At 72.6% G+C, this 24101-nt stretch carries 16 protein-coding genes; 13 read left to right on the top strand and 3 right to left on the bottom strand.

The features are described 5' to 3' along the window. The first annotated feature begins 7 nt into the window (after positions 1-7). From ACZ51I_RS10755 to ACZ51I_RS10725, 7 genes are all read left to right on the top strand, one after another. A complete protein-coding gene (locus tag ACZ51I_RS10755; protein ID WP_468873684.1) occupies positions 8-2746 on the top strand; it encodes an ATP-binding protein in 2739 nt (912 codons plus the stop codon). 131 nt (positions 2747-2877) lie between these two features. Next, on the top strand, positions 2878-3714 hold the full coding sequence (locus tag ACZ51I_RS10750) for an alpha/beta fold hydrolase (RefSeq protein ID WP_468873682.1): 837 nt from the start codon (positions 2878-2880) through the stop codon (positions 3712-3714). Positions 3715-3818: 104 nt separating this feature from the next. After that, complete coding sequence (locus ACZ51I_RS10745) at positions 3819-6680, top strand: helix-turn-helix transcriptional regulator (RefSeq protein WP_468873680.1); 2862 nt, start codon at positions 3819-3821, stop codon at positions 6678-6680. Between the two features lie 136 nt (positions 6681-6816). Then, positions 6817-8064 carry a PucR family transcriptional regulator gene (locus ACZ51I_RS10740; RefSeq protein WP_468873677.1) on the top strand — a complete coding sequence of 416 codons (1248 nt, stop codon included), beginning with the start codon at positions 6817-6819 and terminating at the stop codon, positions 8062-8064. A 137-nt stretch (positions 8065-8201) separates the two neighbouring features. After that, the gene (locus ACZ51I_RS10735; protein ID WP_468873674.1) at positions 8202-9053 is read left to right on the top strand and encodes an alpha/beta fold hydrolase; all 852 of its coding nucleotides are present in this window, start codon (positions 8202-8204) and stop codon (positions 9051-9053) included. Between the two features lie 151 nt (positions 9054-9204). Beyond that, positions 9205-10005 carry a helix-turn-helix domain-containing protein gene (locus ACZ51I_RS10730; RefSeq protein ID WP_468873671.1) on the top strand — a complete coding sequence of 267 codons (801 nt, stop codon included), beginning with the start codon at positions 9205-9207 and terminating at the stop codon, positions 10003-10005. 170 nt (positions 10006-10175) lie between these two features. Next, positions 10176-10889 (top strand): alpha/beta fold hydrolase, encoded by a 714-nt coding sequence (locus ACZ51I_RS10725; RefSeq protein WP_468873669.1) that lies wholly within the window; start codon positions 10176-10178, stop codon positions 10887-10889. A gap of 15 nt (positions 10890-10904) precedes the next feature. On the opposite strand, the gene ACZ51I_RS10720 is transcribed toward ACZ51I_RS10725, so the two are convergent. The 3 genes from ACZ51I_RS10720 to ACZ51I_RS10710 all read right to left on the bottom strand — a co-directional run bounded on the left by ACZ51I_RS10720 (position 10905) and on the right by ACZ51I_RS10710 (position 15530). Next, entirely contained in the window at positions 10905-12830 is a 1926-nt protein-coding gene (locus tag ACZ51I_RS10720) for an acyl-CoA synthetase (protein WP_468873666.1), read from the bottom strand. Positions 12831-12856: 26 nt separating this feature from the next. Beyond that, entirely contained in the window at positions 12857-14308 is a 1452-nt protein-coding gene (locus ACZ51I_RS10715; protein WP_468873664.1) for an amidase, read from the bottom strand. Between the two features lie 157 nt (positions 14309-14465). Then, positions 14466-15530 (bottom strand): Lrp/AsnC family transcriptional regulator, encoded by a 1065-nt coding sequence (locus ACZ51I_RS10710; protein WP_468873662.1) that lies wholly within the window; start codon positions 15528-15530, stop codon positions 14466-14468. 124 nt (positions 15531-15654) lie between these two features. On the opposite strand from ACZ51I_RS10710, the gene ACZ51I_RS10705 reads away from it, so the two are divergent. The 6 genes from ACZ51I_RS10705 (at position 15655) to ACZ51I_RS10680 (ending at position 23892) form a co-directional block, all read left to right on the top strand. Next, positions 15655-17223, top strand: coding sequence for an ABC transporter substrate-binding protein (locus tag ACZ51I_RS10705; protein WP_468873659.1), 1569 nt, complete (start codon positions 15655-15657; stop codon positions 17221-17223). Continuing rightward, the gene (locus tag ACZ51I_RS10700; RefSeq protein ID WP_468873657.1) at positions 17223-18218 is read left to right on the top strand and encodes an ABC transporter permease; all 996 of its coding nucleotides are present in this window, start codon (positions 17223-17225) and stop codon (positions 18216-18218) included. The genes ACZ51I_RS10705 and ACZ51I_RS10700 overlap by 1 nt, the downstream gene beginning before the upstream one ends. Continuing rightward, the gene (locus ACZ51I_RS10695; RefSeq protein WP_468873655.1) at positions 18218-20074 is read left to right on the top strand and encodes a dipeptide/oligopeptide/nickel ABC transporter permease/ATP-binding protein; all 1857 of its coding nucleotides are present in this window, start codon (positions 18218-18220) and stop codon (positions 20072-20074) included. Before ACZ51I_RS10700 ends, ACZ51I_RS10695 begins: the two co-directional genes overlap by 1 nt. After that, positions 20071-20892, top strand: coding sequence for an ATP-binding cassette domain-containing protein (locus tag ACZ51I_RS10690; RefSeq protein WP_468873652.1), 822 nt, complete (start codon positions 20071-20073; stop codon positions 20890-20892). The genes ACZ51I_RS10695 and ACZ51I_RS10690 overlap by 4 nt, the downstream gene beginning before the upstream one ends. Next, positions 20889-22130 carry an amidohydrolase gene (locus ACZ51I_RS10685; RefSeq protein WP_468873650.1) on the top strand — a complete coding sequence of 414 codons (1242 nt, stop codon included), beginning with the start codon at positions 20889-20891 and terminating at the stop codon, positions 22128-22130. Before ACZ51I_RS10690 ends, ACZ51I_RS10685 begins: the two co-directional genes overlap by 4 nt. A gap of 142 nt (positions 22131-22272) precedes the next feature. Then, positions 22273-23892 (top strand): sigma-70 family RNA polymerase sigma factor, encoded by a 1620-nt coding sequence (locus ACZ51I_RS10680; RefSeq protein WP_468873647.1) that lies wholly within the window; start codon positions 22273-22275, stop codon positions 23890-23892. Positions 23893-24101: the final 209 nt, after the last annotated feature.

The following is a 24101-nucleotide window of genomic DNA, read 5'->3' as shown; positions in this document are numbered from 1 at the left end:
AGAAGGCGTGGCGACGCCCGGGAGCGCGGGCCTGAGCCGGCCCGGCCTGCGGGGACGCGAAGCCGAGCTGGAGCGGCTGCGCGCCCTGGTCGAGGCGGTGCGCGACGGCGAGGGCGGAGCGCTCGCGCTGCTCCGGGGCGAGCCCGGGATCGGGAAGACCGTCCTGCTCCAGGAGATCCTCTCCATCGCACGGGACCACGGGTTCGTCGTCAGCCACGGACGCGCCGAGGAACTGCACGAGCTGGCACCGCTCGCCTCTCTGGCCTCGGGCCTCCTGCACGGTGACCCGCCACTGCTGTCCAGCACGGACTTCGCGGACCTCGCGGGCCACCACGACCAGCGCATCTGGCTCGTCGAACGACTGGCCCAGCTGATCGAGGAACGCTCGGCGGGCACGCCCGTACTGATCGCGGTCGACGACGTCCACTGGGCCGACCCGCTGAGCCGGTTCGCCCTGAGTGTCCTGCCGGCCCGGCTGCTCAGCTCCCCGGTCCTCTGGCTGCTCACGGGCAGGGACGACCCGGAGCGGTACGGGCAGGGGCCGCGGACGACCACCCTCCCCCTCCGGCCGCTGTCCGACAGGGCCCTGGCCGAGCTGGCACGGGACGTCCTCGGCGGGACCCTACCGCCGCGGGTCGCGGAGCTCCTCGACGGCGCGGGAGGCAACCCGTTCCTCGCCTCCGAGATGCTCACGGGCCTCGCGGAATCGGGCGCGGACGGGCCGGAACCTCCGGAGAGGCTGGTCCTCGGCGTACGCGACCGGCTGGCCGCCCTCCGACCGGGCACCCTCCACTTCCTGCGGATCGGCTCGGTCCTCGGCCGCGCGTTCACCCTCGGCGACGCCGCCGCCCTGTGCGGCCGGCCCGCCTCCGCGCTCAGCGCCGAACTGGACGAGGCCATCTCCGCCGCGCTCCTCCACGACGAGGGCGAACGCCTCCTGTTCCGCCACGACCTGCTCCGCCAGGCGGTGTACGCCGACCTCGCCCCCTCCGTACGCCGGGCGCTGCACCGGGAGGCCGCGAGCCGGCTCGTCGCGGCGGGCCGGAGCTCCGCCGAGACGGTCCCGCATCTGCTGAAGAGCGCCGAGCCCGGCGACCAGCAGGCGATCAGTCTGCTCGGCACGGCCGCCACGGACGTGCTCGCCGTGATGCCCGACCTCGCCGCCGACCTGGCCGTACGTGCCCTGGAACTCGTACCGCCCCATGCGCCCATGGTGTTCGACGTGGGAGAACGGGCCATCGTCGCCCTGACCCGCGCGGGCCGGTACACCCGGGCACGGGAGACCGGCGACGCGCTGCTCGCCCGGCAGCCGCCCCTCGACGCCTTCGCACGTCTGCAGTCCGTACTCGGCGACACGCTGTGGCACCTCGACGACGTCCAGGAGCTCACCCGCCGCTCGACAGCGGCACTGGCAGCCGTCACCGACCCGGCGATCCGCGCCCGGCTGACCGCACGCCAGGCCTTGGCACACTCCCGCGGACGCGACCTCGGAGCCGCCCGCGAGACCGGCGAACGGGCGCTCGCCGAGGCGGAGCGGGCCGGTGACCGGGAGGCCCGCGTCCTCGCGCTCTGGGGCCTCGGCGAAATCGCCCTCAACGCGGGCGACTGTGCCGCCGCCGTCGAACACCACACGGCGCTCAGCGTGTTCGACACCGCCTTTCTCCCCGAGGAGGCCGTCGCACGGATCCACATGGACGACTTCGACACCGTACGGAACCTGCTCAGGACGGCCGGCGACGCTCCCCTGCGCCCCGCCATGCTGATCTGGGCCCAGGGCACCCTCAACATGGGGCTCGGACGGCTCGACGACGCGGACGCCGACCTCGTCACCGCCGAACGCCTCGAAGCGGACCTCCACGTGCCCGGCAACCTGGTCAACATCCGGGTCAACCGCGGCCTCCTCGCGATGCTGCGCGGCGACCGCGAAGCCGCGCGGGAACACCTGGACGTCGTCAGGGCGACCGTGGCCGCCCGGCCGAACACGGGCAACCACGCCACACACCAGTACCTCGAGGCCGTCCTCGCCGACGCCGGCGGAGACCACACGGCAGCGGCCGAACGGGTCCGCTCCGTCCAGCGGGACCACCCCTTCCTCCGCTGGCGGCTGCTGCGCCCCCATGTCGTCCAGGCCGTCCGGCTCGCCCTGCGCGCCGGGGACCGGACCCTGGCCGAGGACCTCGTGGCCCAGGCGGCGCAGCACGCCACCCGCAACCCCTCCGTGCCGACCGCGCAGGGGGCGGCCGCGCACGCGGCCGCCCTGATGAACGCCGACCGCGGACTCCTGGAGCGATCGGTCCGCATCCTCCTCACCGGCCCTCGGCCGCTGCCCCTCGCCGCGGCCTCCGCCGACCTCGGGCGCGCGCTGATCACCGCGGGCGACGCCGCCGCGGTGCCCGCCCTGACCAGGGCGTACGACCTCTACGCAGCGGCGGGGGCGGACTTCGAGGCCGACCGGGTACGGGCCGATCTGGAACGGGCCACGAACCGCTCCGGTCGGCGCCGGGGCGGCCCCCGGCCGCGCCCCGGCCAGGGCTGGGACGCGCTGACGGCCTCGGAGCGCAAGGTGGCCGGGCTGATCGCCGCGGGTCACACCAACCGGTCGGCCGCGGCCGCCCTCCTCGTCTCCCCGCACACGGTCCACACCCATCTGGCGTCGATCTTCCGCAAGCTCTCGGTGCACTCCAGGGTCCAGCTGGCGAGGATCGTGCTGGCGGAGGGCGACGCCGGGCCCGCCATCGCCGACTGAGCGACCTCTGCGCCCTCGTGCAAGGCGCGGTGCGCCGCAGGGCAACAGGAGGCGCGGGACCGGTCCTAGCGTGACGGCATGCCGCGCCGCTCCGACGCGCGGACAGTCGTCACGAACAGAGGAGAAACCCCATGCCGTACATCACCGTGGGCCAGGAGAACACCAACCCCGTCGAGCTGTACTTCGAGGAGCAGGGCGCCGGTCAGCCGGTCGTCCTCATCCACGGCTTCCCGCTCGACGGCCACTCCTGGGAGCGCCAGAGCGCCGCGCTGCTCGACGCCGGCTACCGCGTGATCACCTATGACCGCCGCGGGTTCGGGCAGTCCTCGCAGCCGACCACCGGCTACGACTACGACACCTTCGCCGCCGACCTGAACACCGTCATGGAGACCCTCGACCTGAACGACGCCGTCCTGGTCGGCTTCTCCATGGGCACGGGCGAGGTCGCCCGCTACGTGTCCACGTACGGCTCCGGCCGGGTCGCCAAGGTCGCCTTCCTCGCCTCGCTCGAGCCCTGCCTGCTCAAGAGCGACGACAACCCGGACGGCGTCGCCCCGAAGGACTTCTTCGACGGCGTCGTCGCCGACGTGAAGGCCGACCGCTACGCCTACTACACGGCCTTCTTCAACGACTTCTACAACCTCGACGAGAACCTGGGCACCCGGATCAGCGAGGAGGCCGTCCGCAACAGCTGGAACACCGCGGCTCGCGGCGGCTCCTTCGCCGCGTCCGCCGCGCCGGCGACCTGGTACACCGACTTCCGCGCCGACATCCCCGCCGTCGACGTGCCGGCCTTGATCCTGCACGGCACCGCCGACCGCATCCTGCCGGCCGAGGGCACCGCACGCCCCTTCCACAAGGCGCTTCCGTCGGCCGACTACGTCGAGATCGAGGGCGCCCCGCATGGTCTGCTGTGGACCCACGCCGAGGAGGTCAACACCGCCCTCCTCGCCTTCCTGGCGAAGTGACGCCGCACCGTCGACCCGCCGGGGTGGCCCATACTGTTCCGCCGTACCGCACGCGGATCGAACCCACCCGTGCGGACCAGACCGGCGGAATGAGCGTGAACCGAGTGACGACACGGACCGTGCCCGGGGAGCTCGACGGTGTACGGACGCCCCTCCGCGGCAGAGAGGTCGAACTGGCGTTCATCGGTGAGCGGCTTGACGCGCTCGACCGGGGCGAAGGCGGGATCGTCCGAGTCGAAGGCCCCGCCGGCATCGGCAGATCCAGGATTCTCGAGGAGGCCGCGGGGGCCGCGAGGCGGCGCGGGACGAGGGTGTTCGAGGGGGCGGCGGACCCGGACGACCAGTTCGTACCGCTCGGCCCGCTTCTCAAGGGTGTGCTCTCCAGCGAGGAACCGCCCCCGGGGATCGGCCGTCTCCGGGAGTTCGCCACGACTCCCGGCCGGCGGTTCTGGCTGCTCCAGGAACTGGGCGACCGCTTGCGGGAGACGGCCCGGAACGGCCCCCTGCTCGTCGTCCTCGACGACCTCCAGTGGTGCGACGACCTGACGCTTCTCACCTTCCACACCCTCGCGGCCGGACTCTCGTCGCACGCCATTCTGTGGCTGGTCGCCGTGCGTGGCGGCAGCGTGCCGTCGGGAGTGCGCACGACCCTGGACAGGATCCGGCAGGCGGGCGCACACGAGCTGGCGCTGGGAGCGCTGGGGGACCGGGCGACCGCACGGCTTGCCGAGGACGTTCTGGGCGCTCCTCCCGGCCCGGACGTCCTCGGCGTCGCCCGCCGCGCCGAGGGGGTGCCCCAGCTGCTGGTCGAACTGCTCGGCTCGCTCCGGGACGCCGAGCTGGTGACGATCGAGAACGGCATGGCCAGGCTGCCGGACGGGCCCCCGGCCCCACGGGTACTCCCCTCTGTGGTGCGCCGCCTCGGCCAGCTGTCGGACGAGGCCCGGGAGCTGGTGCGGACGGCGGCCGCCGTGGGCGGCCCGGTCACCGTCGCGCTGCTCGCCGAACTGCTCGGCAGGTCCACGGCGGCGCTCATCACGGCGGTGCAGGAATCCCTCGACTCCGGTCTGCTCGCCGAAAGGGGCGATCGCCTCGCCTTCCGCCACGACCTGATCGGCGAGGCCGTGGAAGCCGGCCTCCCGCTGCCCCTGCGGCAGGCCCTGCGCCGTCAGGCCGCCGAGCCGCCGCCGGGGGGCGCGGCAGCCCCCGGCCGGCGCCCCGGGCCGCCCGCCGGGGGAGCGGCACCGGGGGATGCGGCGGAGGCCGGGAGGGTGCGACCAGACGCGACCGAGGCCGACCGGCTGCGCACCGCCGCGGCGGAACTCGCGGCCACCGTTCCCGGACGTGCCGCCGAACTCGGCCTCAAGGCCCTGGAACTCACCACGGCGGACTCTCCGGAACGGCCGAGGGGCATCGCTGAGACGATCCAGCTGCTCGGGCAGACGGGCCAGACCGCCCGGGCACGTGACCTGGGAGCCTCCGCCCTGGCGACCGGCGGTCAAGCACCCGAGGGCGAGGCGCGCATCCGCCTCGCCCTGGCCCGCCTCGCCGTACCGTACGACTTCTCCGAGGCGGTCCGGCACGCCCGCGCGGGGGCGGCCCTGCCCGGCGTCCCCGGCTCCGTCAGGGGGCGACTGCTCGCGCTGCTCTCTCTCGCCCTGTCGATGACGGGCGAGCACCGGGCGGCGGAGCGGATCGCCACGGAGGCGGGGGAGACCGCGGCGGCGGCCGGGGACCGTGCGGCCGAGGCCACGGTGGCGACGGTCCGCTCGGCCGCGAGCTTCCACCGTATGGACTGGGCCGAGGCGTTCCGCCAGGCCGGGCGGGCCGCCGTGCTCGCCGCCGCCCCGGGCGTCGGCTCCTCGCAGCGGATTCCGGAGGCCCTGTGGCACGGATTCCTGTCGAACGCCGCCGGACGCTCCGCGGAAGCGCTCGCCGCCGCGGAGGACGGCCTCCGGACCACCAGGGAGCAGGGCCTGACCGCCGCCACCCGCATGTGGCTCATGACCCGCTCACGGCTGCTTCTCGACGCCGGACGGCTGACGGACGCCCGGGCGGACGCCGAAGCCGCGTCCCCGACGACCGGCGATCTCGGCATGGGCGACCTCGCCGACGTCACCCTGCGGTACGCGATGATGCGCGTCGCCCTGCACACGGGCGACCAGCAGGCCGTACGAGCGCACGCGGCGGAGGCACGGCGGATGCGGAGTGACGGTTCGCCCGCCGTCCGCCACGCCGGCTCCTGGATGCTGGCTCTGGTGGCCGACTTCGAAGGCCGACCCGACCGAGCCATGGCCGAACTCGACGCGGTGACGGCCTCGCCCGTCGCGGCCCGGGACTTCGCCGCCTCGCTCGACCCTGCCGACGCCCCGGTCCTCGTCCGCCTGGCGCTCCGGGCCGGCGCGCACGAACCGGCCGTGCGGGCGGTCGCCCTGGCCGAGCGCCGCGCCGTGCTCAACCCCGGCCTCACATTCCTCGCCGCCACCGCCGCGCACGCCCGGGGGCTCCTCGGCAACGACCTCGCCCCACTCGTACGCGCCGTCCGGTTGTACGAGGACTGCCCTCGGGTCCTGGCCCGGGCGTCGGCACTGGAGGACGCCGGACGCAAGCTGGCGGCCACCCGCACCCCCGAAGCGGTGCCGTACTTCGACACGGCCCTCGCGCTCTACGCCCGGGCGGGCGCCGAGCGGGACGTCGCGCGCGTCCGCCGGCGCTTGCGGGCCGCCGGTGTCCGCCGAAGGCCTTCGCCGGCCGGCATCACCGGCGCATGGCCCGAGCTGACGGCCGCGGAGATGCGGGCGGTACGGCTCGTGGCCCGAGGACTGACCAACCGACAGGTGGCCGAGCGCCTCTCCGTCTCGCCGCACACGGTGAGTTCGCACCTGCGCCGCATCTTCACCAAGCTGGACATCACCTCGCGCGCGGAGCTGACCAGGTTGGCAAGGCATCGCGACAGCGGAGAGTAGTCGCTTCGTATCCCCTGCGCGCCTCGCGACAATGGACGATTCGTGTGATGTGCCGATGTCGCCGATTCCTCAAAATGATCAAGAACTGCGGAAGGGAGAAGTCCGCGGGGACAGTTGGTCGAGAGAGGAACCGCGCATGACCGTAAGGCTCCAGCGAGCCCGCCCTGGCAGCCCCGAGCTCCAGGCGCTCGTCGACGAGCTCGCGGAGCGGTTGGGCCGGTCCGTCGCCGTCGACGACCCGCTGGTCCGCATGGTCTGCACGAGCCGGCACTTCGGGGACGAGGACCCGGTACGCATCGGCACCCTGTTGCAGGGCCGCGCCGACCACGCGGCCGTCCGTCACGTCCTCGCCCAGGGCGTGACCCAGTGGCCCAGAGCCGGGTTCATCGACGGCCGTGACGATCTCGGACTGCTGCCCCGTTACGTCGTGCCGCTGCGCGAGCGCGGGCATCTCCTCGGGCTGCTCATGGTGGTCGTGCCCGAGAAGGCCCTCGGGGAGCGGGAGACGCGTGCCATCGCCCGGGCCGCGGCGGCCATGGCCGCCCAGATGTACGGAGAGCACATCGCCGCCGACACCCGGAGGGCCGACGAGCGGGACCTGGTCCACGCACTCGTCGGTACCGACGTCGCCGCCCGTACCACCGCACGCCGGCGAGCCCGGGAACTCGGACTGCTCGGAGCGGCGGAGCACGTCCTGGTCACCGTCGTCCAGCTGAGCTGCGCGACGGAGTTCCTGCGGCAGTCCGAAGCTGCCCTGTTGGGGGCGCTGGAGGGGTTCCGGCAGACGCGCTCCGCCCAGGGCCTCATCGCGATCGGCAAAGAACGGGCGACGCTGCTCCAGCTCCGCGACCAGCCACCCGGCCCGCGCGAGGTCACCGCCCAGTCCGCTCACATCCTCGCCGAACTCCGCACCTTCCTTGACCCGTCGGCGGAGCCGGTGATCGGCGTCGGTGGCCGGCACCCCGGCCTGGACGATGCCTGGACGTCGTACGAGCAGGCGCTCGTGGCGGCGCGCGCGGCACGCCGACTGCCCGCCCTGAGGAGCCTCGGCGACTGGGAGCTGCTCGGGGAACTCGCCGTGCTGCTCCAGCTCCCCGAGCACGCCCTGAACGCGTCCCTGGTCCCGAAGCCGCTCCGCACCCTGAGCGAGGCCCATGGCGGCGACCGCCTGCGGGACACGCTGCGCCGCTTCCTCGACCACGCGGGATCGATTCCCAGGACCGCGGACGCGCTGGGAATCCACCGCACCTCGCTCTACTACCGCCTGCGCCAGATCCAGGAGATCACCGGACTCGACCTCGATGACGGCGCCCACCGGCTCACTCTGCACCTCGGCCTCAGGGTCGAGGAACTCCTCTCCCCGGGCGACGACGGGGCCGTCTGACCACGGACTCGCTTCGACAAAGCGAGGAGGATCCACGGCCCGATTCCTACAGCTCGCGGTGGTGCGGGCGTCGGGCGCCATTCGATGATGTCGGGGACGGGCGGGACCGGTGTACCGCCTCTGACCAGGGGAGAGTCATGGAAGAACTGATCACGACGGACGGCGTACGACTCGCGTACCAGGACACCGGCGGCGAGGGCGTCCCGCTGGTGATGCTGCACGGCTGGGGGCAGACGCAGGCGATGTTCCGCCACCAGACCGAGGGGCTGGCGCCCGGCCGTCGCGTCGTCACCGTGGACCTCCGCGGCCACGGCAAGTCCGGCAAACCGCGTCACGGCTACCGCGTCGCCCGGCTCTCCCGCGACGTGCTCGAACTCGTCGACCATCTGGGTCTCGACCGTTTCGACGCACTGGGCTGGTCCATGGGCGTCTCGGTGTGGTGGAGCTTCATCGACCAGTACGGAACCGGGCGGATCCGGCGCTTCGTCGCCGTCGACCAGCCCGCCGCGGTCGCCGCCGTGCCCTGGATGACCGAGCGGGAACAGCGGGAGTCCGGCGCCATCTTCGATGTGTCGGGACTGCTGTACCTGGGGGCGGCCCTCGCCGGGCCGGAGGGGGACACGGTCCGCGCCGACTTCGTCCGGGGCATGTTCTCCGGCGAGCCCGACCCCGAGGTGCCGGCCTTCGTCGCCGAGGAGATCAGGTCGACACCCGCCTACGCGGGCGTACCGCTGCTGTTCGACCACTGCGCGCAGGACTGGCGGGACGTGCTTCCCCGGATCGACGTGCCGAGCCTGGTGATCGGCTGTGAGGGCAGCCATGTGCACCCCGATTCGCAGCGCTTCGTCGCCGAGCGGATTCCCGGCGCACGCCTGCACGTCTTCACCTCCGACGTGGCGAGCTCGCACTTCCCCTTCCTGGAGAACCCGCCGGCCTTCAACGCCGTGGTGGAGAAGTTCCTGGCCGAGGAGCCGCCGAGCCGGGCCTGAACCCGCCCCGCCGACCGCACGAACCGTACGGCTTGGAGTTCCCATGACCCTCTCACTGATGTCACGTCCGCCCGAAGGGGTGCCCAGGCAAGCGCCCGATCCGACCCCGCCCTCCTCCGGCTCGGGCCGGCTGGTCCAGATGCTTTCCGAGATGCCTGGCACGAGCGACCGGAACCACGTCTACCTCGGCGTCCATGTCCGCGGACCCGTCACCGTCGTCCACGAGCGCACCACGACCCTGTTGGAGCCGAACGACCTGGTCTTCTGCGACCCGGCCCGGCAGCACCTGGTGCAGTTCGGCGAGGGCTGCCAGATGATCTTCTTCCGGGTGCCACGCTGCTATCTGGGCGTCACGCAGGCGGAACTGAACCAGGTGCTCGGCGTACCCGTACGCGGCGGGGAGGGGCTCGGATCGCTGGTGTCCGACTTCCTGACCGCGCTCGCCGCCAAGGCGGAGTTCCGCCGGTCCACGATCGGCGACCGGCGTGCCCGGACAGCCGTGCATCTCCTCTCCGTCCTGGTCATGGAACTCCTCGAAGCGGACACCACGGACGAGGCAGACGACGCGTCCGGGACCGTCAACGAGATGCTGTCCCGTATCCGCGCCTACATCGAAGAACATCTGATGGACCCGGACCTCTCCCCGGAGTCGATCGCCCGCGCCCACCACATCTCCGTCCGGTACCTGCAGAAGCTCTTCCAGAACGACGGCAGCACGGTGAGCCAATGGGTGCGGCAGCGCAGGCTCGAGTTCTGCCGGCTCGAACTGGGCCGCTCCAACCGGCGCATCACCATGGCCGCGGTGGCGCACCGCTGGGGCTTCAGCAGCCCCTCGCACTTCAGCCGCACGTTCCGCGGGGCCTACGGCATGAGCCCCAGCCAATGGCAGGCCCTGGCGACCTCCGCCGTCGCGCCGACGACCGCCGACGCCCAGGACGAGCGACGTCGCTGAGGCGCGTGTGCGTCGTCATGACAGCGCGGGTGCGCGCATGGACAAGAGATGCCGCTGCCACCGATTTACCGTGAGTAACAGTCGCGCCGACGTCTTGCCGAACTCCGGGCCGCGCCCTGACCGTCGTGACGACGCCCCCCCCTGTGGCCGACACCGAGAAGAGAACTCGCATGACCAACCCCACCGTCGTCCTCGTACACGGTGCCTTCGCCGACGCGACAGGCTGGATAGGCGTCATCTCGGAACTCCGGAGCAGCGGCGTCCCGGTGATCGCTCCGTCGAACCCGCTGCGGGGCCTGACGTCGGACGCCGCCTACCTCGCATCCGTCCTCGCGCAGGTCGACGGCCCGGCCGTGCTCGTCGGCCACTCCTACGGCGGGGCGCTGATCACCGTGGCCGGTACGGCGGAGAACGTCGTCGCGCTCGTCTACGTGGCCGCCTACATGCCCCAGGAGGGCGAGAGCCTCGACCGGCTCCAAGGGGGCTTCCCCGAGTCCCCGCTGACAGGGAACCTCAAGGAGTGGACGTACCCGCTCCTCGACGGCGACTCGGCGGTCGAGGTCACCATCGAGGAGAGCGCGTATCCCTCCCTCTTCGCGGCGGACATGCCGGAGGACGTCGCCGTCGTCCTGGCGGCAACCCAACGCCCTCTCGCCGCAGCCGCGTTCACGGAGACCGCCTCCGCGGCGGCGTGGCGGACGAAACCGTCCTGGGCCCTGGTGGCCGGGGCGGACCGCACGATCAGTCCCGAACTCCAGCGCTTCGGCGCCACACGGGCCGGCGCTGTCGTCGTCGACCTCCCGGCCGCCTCCCACGCCGTCGCCCTGTCCGAGCCCACCCGGGTCGCCGACCTGATCAGGGACGCGGTGAGGGCGACGAGCTGACCGGCGGGCCGGCCGTCAGGCATCTGCTCCCACGGCGAACGCCCAGTCCACGCCGTACGGGGCGAGTCGGGCGGTGATCCGGCGGCGCAGGTCGGAGTCGGAGACCGGGGGCAGGGACACCACCGGGCGGCCTTCGGTCAGGTCGCACCGGATCTGCTGGTCGGCGCAGGCGATGCCGAGGGAGGCCAGAGCGTCGGAGAACGCGCGCCGGGTGGCGTCGAGGCGCAAGGGCACCTTGGAGGGCTTGCCGATGTCGGTCACGGGCAGCGCCGACAGGATGATGACGTCCTTGGGGGCCGCGGCTCGCTCGGGCACGTGTCGTGCGGCGAACGCGATCAGTTCGTCGGGGCCGGTGCCGATGGTGCCGGGGGCCACGGTGACGTAGGCGACCGGGACTTCGCCGGAGTGCGGGTCGGGGCGTCCGACGGCGCTCGCGCCGGTGACGGCCGGGTGGGCGAGTAGTGCGTCCTCGATGACGGCGGGGTCGATGTTGTGGCCGCCGCGGATGATCAGGTCCTTCGCGCGGCCGAGCAGGTGGATGAATCCATCAGCGTCCACGCGAGCGAGGTCGCCGGTGTCGAGCCAGCCGTCGCGCACGGCGCCGAGGGGGTCCAGGCGCGGCCCGTCGACGTCGTGGCCGACGACGTAGCCGGGGAAGACGTTCGGGCCGCTGACGGCGAGGACGCCGGGCTCCCCCTGCGGGAGGTCGTGCCACTGGCCGTCGCTGTCGATCCGTACCGTCTTCACCTGCTGGTAGGGCATGCGCTGGCCCGCCGCCTCGGGGCGCCGGTGTTCGCGCAGGAAGCTCCGGGCGCTGCCGCAGGTGGCCTCGGTCAGTCCGTACCCCTGGCACAGGGGGACGCCGGTGTGGTCCTCGAACGCCTCGCGTACCGACGACGGCAGAGGGGACGCCCCGACGATCGCGAAGCGCAGCGAGGTGATGTCCGCGTCGAGCGGCACGCGGGCGAGCCCGGCGTAGACGGTGGGGACGGCGGACAGGGTGGCGATCCGGAAATGCTCGACGATCTTCCAGATGACCTTGAACAGCGCCGGTTCGCGGTAACCGAGGGGACCGGTCCACACCGTGTGCCGGCCGCGCAGCAGCGGTCCCAGCAGGGTGACGACCAATGCGTTGACGTGGAACAGCGGCAGCCCGGCGAAGAGTACGGAATCGGGTTCCAGCAGGCTGTTGGCCGCGATCATCCATGCGTCGGTCACCTCGTTGGCGTGGGTGTGCGCGGCCAGTTTGGGGGCGCCGGTGGTGCCGCCGGTGTGGAAGTACGCGGCCAGATCGTCGGCCTTCGGGGGCACCAGGCCGGGACGGAGTTCCGTCGGCTGACCGGCGGCCGCGACGTGCAGATAGGCGACCTCGACCCCCTCGATCGGCTCCAGAGCGGGTGCGGGATCGGGTGCGCCGACGGGGCGCAGCGCGAAGAGTGCCGCACAGCGGAGCGATGCGGCCACGGTGCGGGCCGTCCGCCATGCTGCGGGGTCGAGTTCGGGTCCGGCCGCGACCAGGACCCCGGCCCCGCCGAGCCCCAGCAGACGTTCGGCGTGCTCGGCAGAGAGGGAGGGGTTGACCGGTGCGGCGATGCCCGCGAGCTGGGCGGCCAGGAGTGCGGCGGGCAGCAGACCGGTGTTCGGGGTCAGCAGGCCCACGGCGGTGGTACGGCGGACCCCGTGCCGGTGGAGCAGGTTCGCGATGCGGTGCACCTGGTCGCGCAGTTGGGCGAAGCCCACGGCTTCACCGTGCATCCACTGCTCAGCGCTGGGCAGCACCGTGAGAGCCGTCCGCTCGGGCCACAGCTCGGCGGCACGGGTCAGAACGTCGTAGGTGGAAGCGGGCAGGCCGCGGTCCTCCAGCGCGAGGGACTCGATCGTCTTCAGGTCGCCCGGCTGGTCGTACGCCGGCCAGAGCGGATCGGGCTGAGGGTTGTTCACAGGAACTTCCTTTCACGCGTGGGCGGTTACGACAGCCGGTTCTCGATCTCCGCGTACGACCAGGGGCGGAGGATCTCCAGTGCCTTGCCGACGCGGAAGACGGCCGGGTCGTCGTAGGGGTGGCCGACGATCTGGAGGCCGGTGGGGAGTCCCCAGCTCGACATGCCGGAGGGGACGTTGAGGACGGGGCAGCGGTTGTTGATGTTGAAGGGGCTGGTCATGGCGCTCCACAGGGTGTCGGCCACCTCCTCGCCGTGCACCACGACCTTCTCGCCCGCGAGGTCGTCGCCCGCGTGCCAGCCCGGGACGGCGGTGGTGGGGCAGAGCATGGCGTCGAATCCCGCCATGGCGGTGGAGAGTTCGCGTTGCAGCCGGTGCTCGGCGCGCAGGGAGTCGAGGTAGCTCACCTGGGTGCGGGCGTACGTCATGGTGTCGGCGAAGGCGACCGCGTACGGGCTCAGCAGGTCGCGACGGGTTTCGGCGGCCTCGATGACGAGGGCGCCGAAGATGGTCGAGAAGTGCCCGGCGAGCGAGGTGAGCAGGTCGGCACGGGTCCAGGGGAGGGTGATCTCCTCCACGTGCGCCCCGGCGCCGGAGAGGGCCTGGGCGGCGGCGCGGGTGTTGGCCTCGACCTCCGGGTGGACGTCGTACTCGCCCAGCCGCACGCACAGCGCGATCCGCATGCCGCCGACGTCCTCGTACGAGGTGGGCAGGGTTAGTTTGGGGCGGATCGAGGTGTGGTCGCGGGGGTCGGGACCGGCCAGGACGTTCTGGAAGACGATGGTGTCGTCCACCGTGCGGGCCATCGGGCCGTCTCCGCGGTAGTGGTCGGCGGCGAGCACGCCGAGCCCGGGATTGCGGCCGTAGGGCGCCTTGAAGCCGACCGTTCCGGTGAACGCGGCCGGGATGCGCGTGGAGCCGCCGATGTCGGAGGCGGTGGCGAGCAGGGTCGTGCCGGCGGCGAGGGAGGCGCCGGCGCCGCCGGAGGAGCCGCCGGGGGTGAAGTCGAGGTTCCACGGGTTGCGGGTGACGCCCCACATGCGGGAGTGGGTGTACGTGGAGAGGGAGAACTCGGGCGTGGTGGTGCGGGCGTGGATGATGCCGCCGGCGTCGAGGACACGGTCGATCACGGGGGCGTTCTCGGTGGCGATCCGGCCTTCGTGGACGAGGGAGCCCTCCGTCAGGGTGCGGCCCAGGAGGGCGTGCTTCTCCTTCGCCGCGACCGGAACGCCCTCCAGCGGGCGGGGGGCCAGGCCGTTCTTTCCGAGGTAGCGGTCCTCGGCGTGCCGGGCCTGCTCCAGGGCCTCGTCGAAGAGGCGCTCGGTGAAGGCGTTGATCCGCGGTTCGACCTTCTCGGCGCGTTCGACCACCGCCCGCATCAGCTCGACCGGGGACAGCTCACCGCGGGTGAAGAGCCGGATGGCCTCGGTGGCGCTGAGGTGGACGAGGCCGTCGCCGGCGGGCGGGGGGCTCGACATGGGCGTTCCTCTCGATCGATGGGCTGAGGCGGGCCGGTTGGCCGTCCGCCGGTGCTGCCAGCCTCATGGACCTGTCCCTCCCGCCCCGCGGATTGCACGGATCCGCCACGACCGGGGGTGCTGTGCGGGAAACCGCAGCACACCGGGGCGGGGTGGTTCAGGTGACCGGGGCCCACAGGTCGATCGGGACGAAGCCGGTGCTGCGGCCGTCGTCGGCGAGCAGGCGCCCCATGCGTTTGATCCAGCGCAGGTTCACCGCGCGGTCGAGCACGCGCACGGAGGTGATCCTGGCGGCGGCCTGGGCCTCGTAGCGGGCGAGGTCGTCCAGGGCGTGCAGCCACACGACGCTCAGCAGGTTGGCCTCCGAGGCCACCGACGCCGCCATACGGGTGCTCCGCAGCCGGCTCAACTCGTCACCCGCCGGGGCGAGCCGCGCGGGAGGCACGGACATCCAGATCGTCGCCGAACTGTGCCAGCCTGAGTGCAGGTGGGCGGTGTCGCAGCGCAGTACCGCTCTGCCGCCGTGCAGCAGGGAGTGCAGCTGCCGTCGCACCGTCGACTCGGGCCGGTCCAGTTCGGCGGCGATCGAGGCGATGGAGCGGCGGCCGTCCCGCGCGAGGGCGAGCATCAGGGCCCGGTCCTCGGGCGCGAGAACGGCGGCGGCGGGGCGGGCGACACCGTCCTCGCACTCCGCCAGGTCGCGCCGCTGATCGCGCGAGAGCGCGTCCATGCGCCACTCGCTCCCGTCCCGGTGCACATGCTGCACCAGGTGGGTGCGGGTCGCGGTCACCGCCTCGTCGCGGCCGAGAGCGAGGACGTACGCGGTCATCGACGCCTTGGTCGCCGTGGCCACCGTCAGGAGCAGATCGCACGGTCCCGCCACCAGTTCCACGCTCATCGCCTGGGGGTGACGCGCGAGCCGGCCGGCCAGGGCTTCCCGTGCCTGGGGCACGCACGACACCGCGATCAGGGCGAGGGCTCCGTGAGCGACCTGGGAGGGAGCCGCGTGGCAGGTGATCCACGCCTCGCCGGAGGCGCGCAGCCGCGCCCAGCGCCGGGAGAGCGTCGCCGCGTCCACACCGAGCGGGCGGGCCAGCTGGGCCCAGGGGGCGCGGGGCGCCATCTGCAGGGCGTTGACGAGGGCGAGATCGAGTTCATCGAGTGTTCCCCGGGAGGGGGTGTCGGCCGTGGCCGGTCCGACAGATGCTGCGGATCCATGCATGTGAGCGCCTCCGGCTGTGGATTCTTGCAATTTCGGACCGGTGCGGGAAGCGGCCTGTTCTGTATGCCGCATCACACCGCAGCACCGCCCCCCGCCCTCAGCCCTCCGTCCCGGGGAGTCCTCCATGCACCGTTCGCGATTCCTCTCCGGCGCCGTCACGGTCGCCGCCACGTCCCTCCTGGCCTCCGCCTGCACCACCGGTTCCGCCGACGGCCCTTCGTCGAGCGGCGGCGGGAGCGGGGGCGCCGTCAGGATCGGTGTCACCTCCGACGTCACGTCCTTCGACCCGGCGAAGGGCGCGGGCGGGACGGACTACGTGATGACGTCGCTGCTGTACCAGCCGTTGATCGGCCAGGACGACGGGGGCGTGTTCGTCGCCGGTCTGGCCGAGACCTGGACGTCCACGCCCACGAAGACGACCCTGACCCTGAAGAAGGGCCTGACCTGTTCCGACGGCTCCTCCCTGACCGCCTCGCAGGTCGTCGCCTCCCTGCGGCGCTACCGGACGACCTCGGCCGGAGCCCTCCTCACCTTCGGCGCCGCGAACGCCGGCGAGAAGACCACGATCACGGGCGACGACGAGTCCGGGACCGTCTCCATCACCACCGCCACCCCGTGGGGCGAGGTCCTGAGCGGCCTTTCCGGCACCGGAGCCGGGATCATCTGCAAGGCAGGTCTCGACGCGGGCTCCGCCGCGCTCGCCCAGGGCCCCGTCAAGGGCGCGGCTTCCGGCCCGTACGAGATGGCGACGGCGCGGCGCGGCGCCTCTTACGAACTGAGGCTGCGCAAGGGCTTCGACGCGTATCCGCGCTTCGCCTCGCTGCCTGCGGGGAAGCCGGCCGACACGCTGCGGATCCAGATCGCGAGGAACGAGGCGACCCTCGCCAACCAGCTGCGGACCGGCGCCCTGGACCTGGCACCCCTCACCGGCACGGACGTCACGCGGTTCACCGGCAACGCCGGATACACCATCAGGTCGGCTCCGTTCATCAGGAACTACCTCGCCTTCAACCAGCGTCCCGGGCACCCGGGCGCCGACCCGAAGGTCCGCAACGCGGTCGCGCAGGCGGTCAGCGCCACCGCTTTCAACAAGGTCTTCGGCGGCGCGGGCCGACCCATGACGTCGTACGTGGACGAGAAGTCCGCCTGTGTCTCCACCGACACCGCCCTGCTGACCGCGACCGATCCGGCCGCGGCGAAGAAGGCCCTCGAAGGAGTGCCGATCAAGCTGGAGGGGTCCAACGCGGTGGCCGGCGGCGCCGGCAACTCCTATGTCGCCGAGGCCCTGCGCACCGCCGGTGCCGAGGTGAAGCTCACCAACGCCGACAACGCCACCTGGGCCACCGACGTCACCGCCAACCAGGGCGACTGGGACGCCACCGTCTTCCCGCTGATCAGCGGGAGCCTCGCGCGCGGCGGCAGCTACTTCCTGGGCCCCGAACCCGCCAAGGGCGGTCTGAACTACGGCGCGGTGAAGAACACGGCGTACGCGGAGAGCTACATCGCGGCCACTTCCACCACCGACCGGAACGCCAAGTGCGCCGCCTGGCAGAAGGCGCAGGAAGCCCTGCTCAAGGCCGACGACGTGATTCCGCTCGCCACGGTGGACGTGCACTACGTCGCCCGCAAGGGCGTCTCCTTCGCGATGCCGGGCGGCTCCCTGACCGTCTCCACGCTCCGGGTCACCGGCTGATGGCGACGACGCCGACCGCCGCGACGGCCACGGCGGCGGGGCGCACGACGACGCTCGGCCCCTGGGGCACCTTCCTCCTCCGGCGTCTCGCCGGCCTCGCCGCCGTCGCGATCACGCTCGTCGTCGGCACGTTCCTGATGGTGCAGCTCATCCCCGGCGACCCGGCGCGCGTGGTCGCGGGCGCCGACGCGACGCCCGCCGACGTGGAGCGGGCCCGCCACGAACTAGGCCTCGACCAGCCGCTGTCGACGCAGTTCGGTACGTATGCGAGCGGCCTGCTCCGCGGCGACCTGGGCACCTCCTTCCAGACGAAGGAACCGGTCGCCGAGATCATCGGCAGCCGTCTGCCGTTCACCGCCGAGATCGCCTTCCTCTCCGTCCTGGCGGTACTGCTGCTCGCCGTGCCCATCGGACTGGCCGTCGCCGCGCGCGGAAGCCGGCGCACCGACGGGGCGTTCACCTTCGTCACCGGCCTGGTCGGCGCCACACCCGAGTACATCATCGGAACGCTCCTCGTCCTCGGCTTCGCCATCGGACTGGGCTGGTTCCCGGCGGCGGGCGCCGAGACCGTCTCGTCGATGGTGCTCCCGATCGCCGCGCTCGTGCTGCCCGCCACCTGCGTCACGGCCCGCATCGTGCGCAGCGAGGCCGCACACGTCCTCGCCCAGGACTACATGCGCACCGCCCGGGGCCGCCGGCTGCCACCGCTGCGTCTGTACGCCCGTCACGCCCTGCCCAACCTGCTGACCGCCACGCTCACCCTCGGCGGACTGATCCTCGCGGGCCTGCTCGGCGGCACGGTCGTCGTCGAGTCCGTCTTCGCCTGGCCGGGCATCGGCCAGCGCGTCGTCGAGGCGCTCCTCGTCCGCGACCATCCCGTGATCCAGGGCTGTGTCCTGGTCCTCGGCCTGCTCGCCGCCCTGCTCAACCTGCTCGTCGACGTCGTCCTCGCGCTGCTCGACCCGCGCACCCTGGCCGGAAAGGGAGGCCACTGATGCGACGCGTACGGTGGAACACCCCGCTCGTCGTGGCCCTCACCGGCCTCGGCCTGATCGCCCTCCTCGGCATCGTCACCCCCTTCCTCTGGGAGGAGCGGGCGACCGCCCTCGGCGGCGCCGCCCGCGCGCACCCGTCCGGCGACCACTGGCTCGGCACCGACGCCCTCGGCCGCGACGTACTGGCCCGCACCCTGGTCGCCACCCGCCTCACCCTGGAGATGACGCTCGCCGCGACCGCGCTCGCCGCCGTCGCGGGCAGCCTGCTCGGCACCGTCGTCTGGGTCTCCGGCCGGCGCGTACGCGAGCTGGGCCTGCGTCTGGTCGACGTGATGATCTCCTACCCGGCGCTCATCCTGGCCCTGGTGATCGCCACGCTCCTCGGGACCGGACCCACCGCCTCGGTCCTCGCGATCGGCCTGGGCGGAGCACCCGCCTTCGCCCGCCTCACCGCCAACATGGCGGCGTCGGTCGCGCAGCGCGACTTCGTCACGCAGGCCCGTCTGTTGGGCGTACCGCCCTCCCGCCTGCTCGCCCGCCACCTGCTGCCCAACATCTCCGGGCCGCTGCTCGTACTGCTCTCGGTGGCCTTCGCGAACGTGCTCGTCGCGCTGTCCGGCCTGTCGTTCCTGGGTGTCGGCGTGCAGTCGCCGGACTACGACTGGGGAGCGCTGCTCAACTCCGGCCTGGAGTCGCTCTACACCAACCCCGCAGAGGCGATCGGCCCGGCGCTCGCCATCACCGTCACCGGCGTCCTCGCGGGCTTCGTCGGCGATGGCCTCGCCACGGGACTCGACCCCCGTGCCGACGGTACGAGAGCCAGGACTGGACGCCCGGCCGTCGCCGCCTCCGCGAGCTCCCACCGAGCCCCCGTGGACGCCCTGGTGACGGTGGACAACCTCGTCGTCGCCCTGCAGGACGGTACCCGTCTCGTCGACGACGTCTCCTTCCACGTCATGCCCGGCGAGATCCTCGGCCTCGTGGGAGAGTCCGGCTCCGGAAAGTCGCTGACGGCGATGAGCGTGGCCCGGCTCCTGCCGGAGGGGCTGTCCGCGCACGCGGCGGAACTGACCCTCGACGACCTCGACCTGACCGCCTCCGAAGCCGACCCCCGGCGCCTGGCCACCGAGATCGGCATCGTCCACCAGGACCCCTCGGCCTCCTTCAACCCGGCCCTGAGGATGGGCGGACAACTGACCGAGACGCTCCGCGTGCACCAGGGCGTGCGCGGAAGGGAAGCGCGTGGGCGCGCCGTCGAGGCCCTGGCACAGGTGCGGATCGAGAACCCGGCCCGGGTCGTGAGGCAGTATCCGCACGAGCTGTCCGGCGGCATGCGGCAGCGCGCGATGATCGCCACCGCGATCCTGCCCGGTCCGCGGCTGATCGTCGCCGACGAACCGACCACCGCCCTCGACGTGACCGTCCAGGCCGAGGTGCTCGACCTCCTGAAGGACATCAACCGAACCCGCGGCACGAGCATGCTCTTCATCTCCCACGACATCGGCGTGATCGGCACGGTCTGCCATCGGGTGGTGGTGATGTACGCGGGCCGGGTGGTGGAGGAACTGTCCGCGGCGGATCTGCGGGCGGGCCGCGCGAGGCACCCGTACACCAGAGCCCTGCTGGCCGCGAGCCCGCGCCTCCACGACGCGGACACGGACACGGACGCGGTGGGGGAGCGCGCACCGCTCACGACGATCCCGGGCCGCCCACCGGCCCCCGCCGACCGCCCGAACGGCTGCGCCTTCGCCGACCGCTGCCCGGTGGTGCTCGACGGCCTCTGCGGCACCGAACGACCGCGGCTGACCGATGCCGTCGCCTGCCATGCCGTACGCCAGGAGGAGCAGCCCGTATGACCACGTCCCCCTACAAGCTGGCCGTCGAGGACCTGACCGTCGCCTTCGGGCACGGCCGGCGCGTCAGAAGGGTGCTGCACGGCGTGTCCACCGGGGTCCGGGCCGGGCAGACGCTCGGCCTGGTCGGCGAGTCCGGATCGGGCAAGTCGACGATCGCCAGGGCGATCGTCGGTATCCACCCCGTGCGTACCGGCCGCATCACCCTCGACGGAGAAGACCTCACGGGCCTCAAGGCAAGGGAGCTCGTCGCGGTACGCCGCCGCGTCCAGCTCGTCTCCCAGGACCCGTACGCCTCGCTCAACCCACGCATGACCGTCGGTGAGGCCATCGCCGAGGCCGTCGACCCGGTGCGGGCCGACGCCAGGAAGCACGCGGCGACGGTCGAGCGATGGCTGGAGACCGTCGCGCTGGACGGCTCGGCAGCGGCCAGGTACCCGCATGAGTTCTCCGGTGGTCAGCGCCAGCGCATCGCGGTCGCCCGCGCCCTGGCAGTGGAACCCGAAGTGGTGATCGCCGACGAGATCACCTCCGCGCTCGACGCCTCCGTCCAGGCAGAGGTGCTCAACCTCCTGGAAGCGCTGCGGCGTTCGCTGGCCCTGACGATGGTCTTCATCTCCCACGACCTGGCCGTCGTCCGCCACGTCAGCGACGAGGTCGCCGTCCTGTGCCACGGGGAGCTGGTGGAGCAGGGGCCGGTGCGGGACGTGTACCGCGCGCCCCGACACCCCTACACACGCCGCCTGCTGGCGAGCGTGCCGGCGTTCGAGGAGAAGCCGACGCCCGAGAAGACGCTCGACAAGAAGGAGTCAGCAGTATGAACGAGCCGACCGTCGTCGCCGACCGCACGCGGCAGATCACCGCCGGCCTGAAGCCCACCGCACTGATGGACTTCTACCGCGACCTGCACCGCCACCCCGAGCTCGCCTTCCAGGAGCACCGCACCGCGGCGAAGCTCACCGCGTGTCTGCGCGCGGCCGGCTACGGCGTGACGGAAGGGGTCGGCGGCACCGGTGTGGTCGGCGTCCTCGTCAACGGCGACGGCCCGGTCGTCTGGCTGCGCGGCGACATGGACGCGCTGCCCGTCCAGGAGGCCACCGGCCTGGAGTACGCCTCCACCGTCGACGGGGTCATGCACGCCTGCGGCCACGACCTGCACGTCACCTGGCTCGCCGGCGCCGCCGAGGCGCTGGCCGCCGCCCGCGACACCTGGTCCGGCACGCTGGTCGTCATCGGGCAGCCCGCCGAGGAGTCCGGCGGCGGCGCGGCGGCGATGGTCGCCGGTGGACTGCACTCCCGCTTCCCCCGCCCCGACGTGCTGCTCGGCCAGCACGTCACGCCCGGTCGCGCCGGGTTCTACCCGCACACCCCGGGCCTGACGATGTCGGCCTCCGACGACATCGACGTCGTCGTGCACGGCGTGGGCGGTCACGGCTCACGTCCCGAGTCGACGATCGACCCGGTCGTGACGGCCGCCTACATCGTCACCCGCCTGCAGACGGTGGTGTCGAGGGAGGTCGCGGCGGCTCACTCGGTGGTGCTGACGGTGGGCCAGTTCCATGCCGGTACGAAGCACAACATCATCCCCGCCGACGCCCGGCTCTCCCTGAACCTGCGCACCCAGGACGCGCACGTACGCGACCGGGTCCTCGGCGCCGTCCGCCGCATCGTCGCGGGCGAGTGCCGGACCGCAGGCTGCCCGGAGCCGCCCCGGGTCACGGTGCGGCCCGGCTACCCGAACACCGTCAACGACGCCGTACTCGACGGGCAGATCGCGGCCGTGCACCGCGAACTCTTCGGGCCGGAGACGGTGTTCGACTTCGGCGCGGCGATGGGAAGCGAGGACTTCTCCCTCCTCGCACCCGACGGCGTCCCGTACGACTACTGGTACGTCACCTCCACTCCGGCCCACGTGTGGGAGGCGGCCGCCGGCACGGACCTGGCCGAGAAGTTCGGCAACGTACCGGGCAACCACAGCCCGCTCTTCGCCCCCGACCTCTCCGTGCTCGTGCCAGGTGTCCAGGCCCTGGTGTCGGCGGCGCTGAGCCGCCTGGCGTGATGCGGTGAGGGTGTTCTGCCTGTCCCACACCGCGTACCGGACGAAGGGAGCTCGGCCGGAGCGCCGTCGACGGCGGCGGCAGGTCACGCTGCCGCCGTACTTCGGCCAGGCTTGGGCCGCATGCCTTCGCCGACGCTAAGGTATGGCGCCGTACTCGGCGGATCACTCTGAAGAGGTGGGAATGGGGCTCATGGACGCGGATCACGCGGAGCTGGTCGTCGCGGCGCAGGCCGGTGACGATCGCGCGCGCGAGAAGCTGATCGCCGCATACCTGCCCCTGCTCTACAACATCGTCGGGCGAGCGCTGAGCGGACATGCCGACGTCGACGACGTCGTCCAGGAGACCCTGCTGCGCGTGGTGCGCGACCTACCGGCCCTGCGTGCCCCGGAAAGCTTCCGGTCCTGGCTGGTGTCCATCACGCTCCGTCAGATCAACACCCACTGGCACCGACAGCGCACTCTCGCCGAGAGGACCACGGTCGTCGACGAGGCACTCGGGGTACCCGACGTCGGCGGCGCGCTCGAGGACGTGACGATCCTGCGTCTGCACATGTCGGACGAACGCCGTCATGCGGTCGAGGCCGGCCGGTGGCTCGACCCGGATCATCGGGTGCTGCTGTCGCTGTGGTGGCAGGAATGCGCCGGCTTGCTGAGCCGCCAGGACATCGCCGACGCGATGGGGCTGAGTGTCGCCCACGCCGGAGTCCGCCTGCAGCGCATGCGCGAGCAATGGGAACTGAGCCGGACGATCGTCTCCGCGCTGGAGGCGGACCCGCGCTGTCCGGGGCTGAACGAGACCGTCGTCGGCTGGGACGGTCTGCGTACGTCCGTGTGGCGCAAGCGGATCGCGCGCCACACCCGCGACTGCCCCCTCTGTACGTCGACGACGACGGAACGGGTTCCGGCCGAACTGCTGCTCCTCAGCCTCACACCGCTCACCGTCCCGGCCGCGCTCACCGCCGCGCTGGCCGCCAAGGGCCTGCTGTCGGCTACGGGCGCGAGCGCCGCCGGGCTGGCCACGGCACACGCCGCCGCCGGCGCGGCGACAGGGGGAGGCGGTCTGCACGGCTCGCTGCTCGGCAAACTCCACGCGGTGGCCGCCCATCCGATGCTCAGCCTCGCCACCGGCGCGGTGCTCGTCGTCGGGACCGCCACCTACGCGGCATGGCCCGAAAAGGCGCCTCCGGTGCCCGGCGTCAGTGCCGCTCCCACGGTCGCCGCCTCCACGAGCGGTGCTCCCACGGTCGCCACTCCCACGCCGGCCCCGTCACCCACCACCCCGCCGGCCACACCCTCCCCGGCGGGTCCGTCCGCCGTCACCGACACTGTTCCGCTGGGCGCGCAGTCGCTGCAGTCCGTGGACCAGCCCGGACTGTTCGTCACGTATGACGATGAGTTCGCAACGCTCGGCCCGGTCTCGGCGTCGAGCGGCGAGCGGACACGGCAACGGGTCACCTTCACGGTCGTCAGGGGGCTGGCCGACACGCGGTGCGTCACCTTCCGCGCCGCGGACGGCCGGTATCTCCGCCACCATTACCTGCGGCTACGGCTGAGCACCGACGACGGCAGCGCACTGTTCCGGGAAGACGCCACCTTCTGTCCGCGCCCCGGGGCGGTCGCCGGGTCCGTGACCCTGCACGCGCACAACTATCCCGGTTCGGTCATCCGTCACCGCGACGGCGGCATCTGGCTCGACGGCTCCGACGGCACTCGTGCGTTCGCCGGCCAGGCTTCCTTCATCGTGCGCCGACCCTTGGCCTGAGATCCGCTCCCCGCTCAGCAGGGATCAGGCCGTCTCAGTGACAGCGGGTGATCCCGCATTACGGTCCCGTACCGAGCCGGGTGCCGCGCCCGAACCCGGCTCCGCTCCTCGTCGCGTCGACGGCTGCCTCTGCGTGAGCGGATTCCGACACTGACGAGCGGTGCGGCGCGCCGTTCCCCCAGGGACGACCAGGTCTGGGGACCTGTCAT

This window comes from Streptomyces sp. NPDC034084, assembly GCF_055575535.1.
The sequence above is the reverse complement of the archived record's forward strand: the minus strand, read 5'-3'. Positions and strand labels throughout refer to the sequence as shown.